The organism is Hamadaea sp. NPDC051192, assembly GCF_040682475.1.
GTDB classification, from domain to species: domain Bacteria; phylum Actinomycetota; class Actinomycetes; order Mycobacteriales; family Micromonosporaceae; genus Hamadaea; species Hamadaea flava.
On record NZ_JBFBAZ010000058.1, the window covers coordinates 40,867 to 48,191 of the forward strand.

Here is a 7,325-nt window from a genome sequence, read left to right on the forward strand (position 1 = left end):
GCCGCTCTTGTCCTGGACCACCGGCTTCGGGTGAAGATCGACGTCGTGTCCGCACACGCCGACCCCCTTGACCATCGTTACTCCGGCGAACACCCCGTACGCAGTGTGGCGTACCTGCTGAGGGAGGACCGCCGCCGCCTGGTGCTCGGCATCCTCGCCTTCGCCCTCAAGCACAGCCCCACCTGGTTGTTGCCGCTCGTGACCGCCAACCTCATCGACGTCGTCGTCCAGCATCGGCCGCTCTCCGAACTGTGGCTGTCGGCCGGCCTGCTCATCGCGTCGCTGAGCCTGAACTACCCGTTCCACGTCCTCTACGTCCGCTGCTGGGCGGGGACCGTACGCCGGATGGGCACGCGGCTGCGGTCCGCGCTGTGCCACCGGATGCAGCAGCTGTCCATCGGCTACTACTCCCGGATGAGCGCCGGGGCGTTGCAGAACAAGGTGATCCGCGACGTCGAGAGCGTCGAGCAGATGGTGCAGCAGACCGGCGACACCGGGCTCGGCGCCGTGATGATGCTGCTCGGCGGGCTGATCGTGATCGCCTTCCGGGCGCCCGCGTTCCTGCCGGTCTTCCTCGTCATCGTGCCGTGCGCCGCGTTGCTGGCGACGAAGCTGCGCGGGCGGATGCGTACCGACAACGAACGGTTCCGCCGCGAAGTCGAGCAGTTGTCGACCCGCGTCTCCGAGATGACCACGCTCATCCCGATCACCCGAGCGCACGGCCTCGAACGGGCCGCCTTGCGCCGGGTCGACGGCACGTTGTGGCGGGTCTTCGAGGCCGGCCTGCGGGTCGACGTGCTCAACGGTCGATTCGGCGCGCTCGCCTGGACGACGCTCAACGTCCTCGGCGCGGGCTGCCTCACCGGGGCGGCGCTCGCGGCGTACTCCGGCTGGATCACGCCCGGCGACGTCGTCATGCTCAGCGCCTTCTTCGCCACGCTGACCAGCGCCACCACCGGGCTCATGAGCCTCGGCCCGGTCTTCGTCCGGGGCCTCGAATCGGTCCGGTCCGTCGGCGAGGTGCTGCAAGAGCCCGACCTGGAGACCAACGAGACCAAGGCCAAGGTCACCGAGGTGCGGGGCGAGGTCGCCTTCGAATCCGTCGGGTACGCGTACGCGGGTGGATCGGGCACGGCGGTCCGGGACTTCACCCTCACGGTGTCGGCCGGTGAACGGATCGCCTTCGTCGGAGCCTCCGGCGCGGGCAAGTCGACCGTGCTCAACCTCGTCATCGGCTTCCTGCGGCCGACCTCCGGCCGGATTCTGCTGGACGGCCGGGACATGCAGGATCTCGACCTGCGCTCCTACCGGACCTTCGTCTCGGTGGTGCCGCAGGAGCCGATCCTGTTCGAGGGCACCATCCGGGAGAACGTCGCCTACGGACTGCCCGACGTCTCCCTGGACCGCGTACGCCAGGCGCTGGCCGACGCCAACGCGCTCGACTTCATCGACGCCCTGCCCGACGGGGTCGACACGGTCGTCGGCGAACGCGGGGCGCGGCTGTCCGGCGGCCAGCGGCAGCGGCTGGCCATCGCCCGCGCGCTGATCCGCGACCCCCGCATCCTCGTCCTCGACGAGGCGACCTCGGCGTTGGACACCCACTCCGAACGCCTCATCCAGCAGGCCCTGGAGCGGCTGGTGCGCGGGCGTACGGTCTTCGTGGTGGCACACCGCCTGTCGACGATCCGCACCGCCGACCGCATCGTGGTGATGCGCGACGGGCAGATCGTCGAAGCCGGTACGCACGAATCGCTCGTGCGGTCGGACGGCGCGTACGCCGCTCTCCTCTAGCCGGCCGCGGATCAGGGATATGCATGCTTCCCAAGCTCGGGAAGGCATGCATATCCCTGATCCAGCGCCCAAAGCCGGAAGGCTAGCGCCCGAGGGCCGGAAGGCTCAGCGGAGCGGCAGCCGGTGGACGCCGCCGTTCTGGGTACCGGCGAACAGCGTCCGACCGTCGGCGCTGACCGCCAGCGACAGCACGTCGAGGTTCTGCAGCGCGGTGGACACGTTGTGCCACGTACGCCCGCCGTCGGTGCTCCGCAGCACGCCGCGACCGCCCTTGAGCACCCCGTACGCCGAGTAGCTCGTCGTCGCCGCGTAATAGACGCCGCCGACCTGGACGATGTCGGAGACCCACAGGTCCAGCGGCCCGGCGTCGCCGGCGCGGAAGGTACGCCCGCCGTCGGTGCTCGACCAGAGCTGGGCACCGCCGACGACCATCCGGCGACCCTCGAACGAGATCGCGTTGATCTGCCCGTCGAGCACCTTCGTCGAGGTCACGCCCCCGTCGTCGGAGCGGTAGAGGCCCTCCGGCGTACCGAACCACATGCGGTTCGGCTTCGCCGGGTCACCGACCAGCGCCGTGGCGTACCGGTCCTGGTAGAGGTTCTTCCAGGTCTGACCGCCGTCGACGGTGCTGAACGTGGCCACGGCGTCGATGCGGCCCCAGCTGATCGAGATCCGGTCGGGGTCGGCCGGGTGCACGAGCAGTGCGAGCGGGATGCCGTTCTGGTGGGCCTTCTGCTCCCAGGTCTGACCGCCGTCTCGGCTGACCGAGACGTCGAAGCCGCCGAAGGCGTCGGTCCGGACCTTCCACACGACCTTCGGGTCCTGCGGGGAGACGGCGACGAGCGGTACGCCCGCCCCGACGTATCCCTCGCCGTCGGCCGCACCCCATTCGGGCGTGGTCGCCGACGTCGCGGTCCGGTAGATCCCGTTGCTGGTCCCGGCGATCAGCTCGGTTCCGGCGACGGCCAGATCGGTGACGGACGCCGACTGCACACCCAGCCGCTGGTAGCCCGAACCGGTCCGGGCGTACACCCCGGCGGTGTTGGTGACGACGGTCGACTGTCCCCAGTGGTCGAAGTCCCGGTCGATGGCCGCACCCGACGGCGGTTCGATCGTCTCCCAGGTACGCCCGTGGTCGTGCCCGATCAAGCCCGCCCCGATGTAGGTGATGACGTAGAGGTCGCCGCCGGACTGGCGCAGCTCGTACGGGCCGAACGACTTGGCGTACAAGGTGTTCCAGGTCTTGCCGCCGTCGTGCGAGCCGACCACGCCGGTCTGCCCGACCAGGACCGCGACCACGCCGTCGTCGGCGACGAGCTGCGAGACGTACCGGCTGTTCGAGTAGACGCTTACCGCCGCGTCGACGATGCCGGGCCGCTTCCAGACCCCGCTCGCCGTGCCGAGGTAGAGATCGCCCTGGCTGAGGCCGATCTTGGTGACCGGGTCGGCCACCCCCGTGTCGTACGCCGTCCAGCTGTCGCCGCCGTTCCAGCTGACCTGCAGCCGGCTGTCGCCGACGAGCGCGACGAGCACCTTGGTCTGGGTGTCCGAGACGAGCTGCTCGATCCAGCCGTCGGCGGGCAGTGGCACCGCGTCCCAGGTCTTCCCGCGATCGTCCGTACGCAGAATCCGCCCACCTGTCATCGGATCGTTGACGGGGTACCACATGCGGTCGGCGTCGGTCGCGTCCGCGACCGGCTCCAGGAGACCGGCCGCGCCGCTGATCGGCAGCCGCGCGGACTGCTTCCAGGTCGTGCCCTGGTCGCCGGAGACCCACGGCGACGTGGTGTCCTCCGTCGCGAGGATGCCGGTCCCGGACGGGCCGGTCGCGAGGAACCCGCCGCCGCTGTAGGGCCCGATCGGCTGCCAAGCCGCGCCGCGCGTGGACTCCGGCGTCACCTCGAAACCGCCCCAGCCGACGAGCCGCTGGCCGGAGACCGCCGTGGCCTGCGCCGTCACCGCGTACGCGCCGTCAGCCGGCTCGTCCAGCGTCGCGACGTAGCCCCCGGCCGGACTCGGCCGCGTGGTCACCGTGTACGACCGGCCGCGCGGACGGTCCACAGTGATCACCGGCGGCCCGCTCAGGCCGGCCCAGGACTGCACCCAGACGGTGGTGTGCCCGTCGCTGGGATCGGGCGAGGCCTGCACTACCAGCGGGTGCACCACCAGCAGATACGGGATGGTGATCTTGCCGGTCGCGGCGGTGGCGGTGACGAACCCGGAGATCTCCGTGTCCGCCGTCGGCCGCTTGGCCTTCAGCGTCACGGTCACCGTGGCCGTGCCGTTCGCCGGAATGGCGACCCGGTCCGGCTTGACGGAGACGTCACGGCTGCTCGCGGCGAGCCGCACGGCCACCGGCTTCGACGATCCGTTGCGGAGCGCCACGGTGCGGGTTCCGCCGACGGTGCCGGACGCCAGGTCGGCGAGTCCGTAGGAGAGGGTCGACGGGGTCGCGGACAGCACGGTCCGAGCCGCGGCCGCCACGTCCAACCGGCCCGCGCCCGCCGTCGTGGGCGACTCCTTCAGCGGAGCGGCCGTACCGATCAGCGACGCCGAGAGTTCGGACGCGGGCTGGTCCGGGTGCAGTTGGCGCAAGAGCGCCGCCGCACCGGCCACGTGCGGCGCGGCCATCGAGCTGCCCGACAGCCGGTACTGCCCGGGGCCGAACAGGCTGGTGGGGACGGTCGAGCGGATCTCGAACCCGGGCGCGACGATGTCCGGCTTCAGGCCCCAGCGCAGCGACGGTCCCCGCGAGGAGAACGACGCGATCCGGTCGGTCGCGTCCTCGCCGCGAATCTGCAGGCTCAGCGGTCCGGCCGCCAGCAGCCGGGCCAGTTCGGGGTACTGCGTCTCGTCCATCCCCAGCACGACCAGCGAGTCCATCCGGTAGAGGTCGCCGGACTCGGTCACGCCAGGCCGTGCCGTGATCTTCCCGGTGGAGGCGGTCGCCGGCACGCCGGAGGTCGCGGCCAGCACCGGTCCGCCGGTCGGGTCCTGGCCGCCGAGCAAGGCCAAGGCCCCGCGCTTCTCCAGGTCCTTGGCGAGGTCGATCTGCTCCTGCCACAGGTCGTTGAAGTCGTGCGCGACATAGCCGTTGAGCAACGCGATCTTGCCGTGCAGATCACCGGCCGCGGCGATCTCCTCCGGCGTGCCGTACCCGATGCTCACGACCGGCGCGGTCACCGGGCTCGCCGACGGGTTCGCCGAGATCTGCCCCCGGTAGGTCTGCACCTTGACGCCGTCGCGATAGATCACGGGCAGCCGAAGGTTGCTCACCGAGGCGCCCACCGCGATGACCCCGTCGGCCGCCGCCGGGCTGCCGACCGACATCGCGCCGGGTCCGTCGTTGCCGGCCGCGGCCACCACGACGATCCCGGCCGCGCTGGCCGCCGAGGCCGCCAGGCCCAGCGGGTCCAAGCCGTCCGCGTACCCGCCGAGGCTCATGTTGATCACGTCCGCGCGGTGCGGGTTCGCCGGGTCGCTCGCGGCCTCGATCGCCGCGACGATGTCCTCGGTCTCGCCGAAGCCCTGATCGTTCATCACCTTGTACGCCATGAGCTGCGCACCGGGTGCGACACCCGTGATCCCACCGGGCTGGGCGGCCTTGCCGGCGATGATGCCGGCGACGTGCGTGCCGTGACCGTTGTCGTCCATGGGATCGGCGTCGTCGTTGACGAAGTCGTACCCGCCGACGACCTTGTGCCCGGAGCCGAAGCCGCCGCCGAGGTCCGGGTGCGAGTAGTCCACCCCGGTGTCGATGACGGCGACGGTGACTCCGGTTCCGGTCGCGGGCGTACCGGTCGGGTCGGGCTGCCGCCAGACGTCGGTCGCGCCGATCAGCGGCACGCTGACGTCGGTGTACGCCCGGACGCGCAGGTTGTCGTAGACGCCGGTGACGCCCGGCACCTTGGACAGCGTCGCGACCTCGGACGCCGGCACGGTCATGGCGACGGCGTTGACCAGCAGGGTGAACCGGTGCTCGGCCTTCGGATGCACGCCCTTGCCGCGCGCGGTGTCCAGGAACGAGCTCTGCCGGTCCGACAGGGCGCGGCGAGCCTGGCCGACCTGGTCGGCACCGGCGCCACGCGCGTTGCGCAGCGAGCCGGCCGGGGCCGCGGTCGCGGCGGCCGCTCCGTCCAGTGTGACGATGACCCGTCGCAGGGGGTCGGGCGCGGCGGCGGAACCCGTCGGCGCGTACGCCGACAGCCCGCCGAACGCCAAGACCGCGCTCACGGCGACGGCGAGGGATCGGGGTGGGGTGGACCTCATGGGTGTTGTGCCTACCGACGAGCGGGGTGGCCGGGCAAGATCTCGCCCTGGCCCATTGCTGCCGGTGGCACACGTGGGCCAAGATCTTGCCCATGTCTGGAGAGCTGACCGCGGCCGGGGTCGACCCCTTCGACGAGGAGGTCTATCGGGCGATCCTCACTCGGCATCAGGCTTCCCCGGCCGAACTCGCGACGGATCTGGGGCATTCGGCCGACCGGATCGCGCGCGCCCTCGACCGGCTGCGGGAGCAGGGTCTGGTCGGGCGGCTGTCCGGCTCCCGCCGCCGGTACGCCGCGATCGAGCCGCAGGCCGCGGTGACGGCGTTGGTGCGTACGCGGGCGGCGGAGCTGGATCAGGTGCAGGCGGCGGCCGCCCGGCTCTCGGCGCTGTTCGCCTCCGCCCACGCCGGACGCGGCGAGGAGATCGAGATCGCCGACGGCAGTGAGGCGCTGGGCCGCTGGTTCGTCCAGCTGCAACAGGAGGCGCGCGAGGAGATCATCACCCTGGACCGGCCCCCGTACGCCTTGACGACCTCCAACCCGGTGGAGAAGACCGCGATGGCCCGGGGCGTGCAGTACCGGGCGATCTACGCGCCCGAGGCGTTGGAGTGGCCCGGCGTCCTGGGCGACATCCGCGAACTGATCCGGCATGGCGAACAGGCCCGGGTGCTGCCAGGACTGCGGGTGAAGGTCGCCATCGCCGACCGGCGGCTGGCCCTGATGCCGCTGTCGCTCGACCTGACCCGCGTACGCGCGGCGGTGATCCGGCCGTCGACGTTGCTCGACGCGCTGGTCGACTACTGGGAACTGGCCTGGCGGCAGGCGGTCCCGCTGGACGCCCCGGCCGACGACAGTCTCGCCGAGGACGATCGCGCCCTCCTGACGTTGCTGGTCAGCGGGCTGAAGGACGAGGCGATCGCGCGCCAGCTCGGCTGGTCCGTCCGCACGATGCGGCGACGCATCAGCCGCCTGCATGACCTGCTCGGCGCGGCCAACCGCTTCCAGGCCGGGGTGATCGCGGTGAAGAAGGGGTGGATCGAGTAAGACAGGGCGGGCGATCGCGGTGGCGTGCCCGCCCTGTCCGGCGGGGAGGAAAGGTCCCGTCTATCAGCCATCGACGTACGACGACATGAGACGGTTCCCTTCCGCCGGTGGAAATCTTTAGAGGGTCAGCGTCCAGCTGTTGATGTAGCCGGTGTCGGCGCTGGCGGCGTCCTGGACGCGCAGGTTCCAGGTGCCGTTGCGTACCTCGGTGGACAGGTTGAC

General features: G+C 71.3%; 4 protein-coding genes. 2 read left to right on the forward strand and 2 right to left on the reverse strand.

The window, feature by feature from the left end:
* The first annotated feature begins 45 nt into the window (after window positions 1-45).
* Complete coding sequence (locus AB0M47_RS23775; protein WP_363417612.1) at window positions 46-1,791, forward strand: ABC transporter ATP-binding protein; 1,746 nt, start codon at window positions 46-48, stop codon at window positions 1,789-1,791.
* A 105-nt stretch (window positions 1,792-1,896) separates the two neighbouring features.
* Here the strand turns inward: AB0M47_RS23775 and AB0M47_RS23780 are convergent, their stop codons facing one another.
* Window positions 1,897-6,060, reverse strand: coding sequence for a S8 family serine peptidase (locus AB0M47_RS23780; protein ID WP_363417615.1), 4,164 nt, complete (start codon window positions 6,058-6,060; stop codon window positions 1,897-1,899).
* Window positions 6,061-6,152: 92 nt separating this feature from the next.
* Here AB0M47_RS23780 and AB0M47_RS23785 point away from each other — a divergent pair, with 92 nt between their 5' ends.
* On the forward strand, window positions 6,153-7,103 hold the full coding sequence (locus AB0M47_RS23785) for a helix-turn-helix domain-containing protein (RefSeq protein WP_253760851.1): 951 nt from the start codon (window positions 6,153-6,155) through the stop codon (window positions 7,101-7,103).
* Between the two features lie 117 nt (window positions 7,104-7,220).
* On the opposite strand, the gene AB0M47_RS23790 is transcribed toward AB0M47_RS23785, so the two are convergent.
* A partial coding sequence (locus tag AB0M47_RS23790) for a proprotein convertase P-domain-containing protein (protein WP_363417620.1) occupies window positions 7,221-7,325 on the reverse strand: 105 nt, incomplete at its 5' end.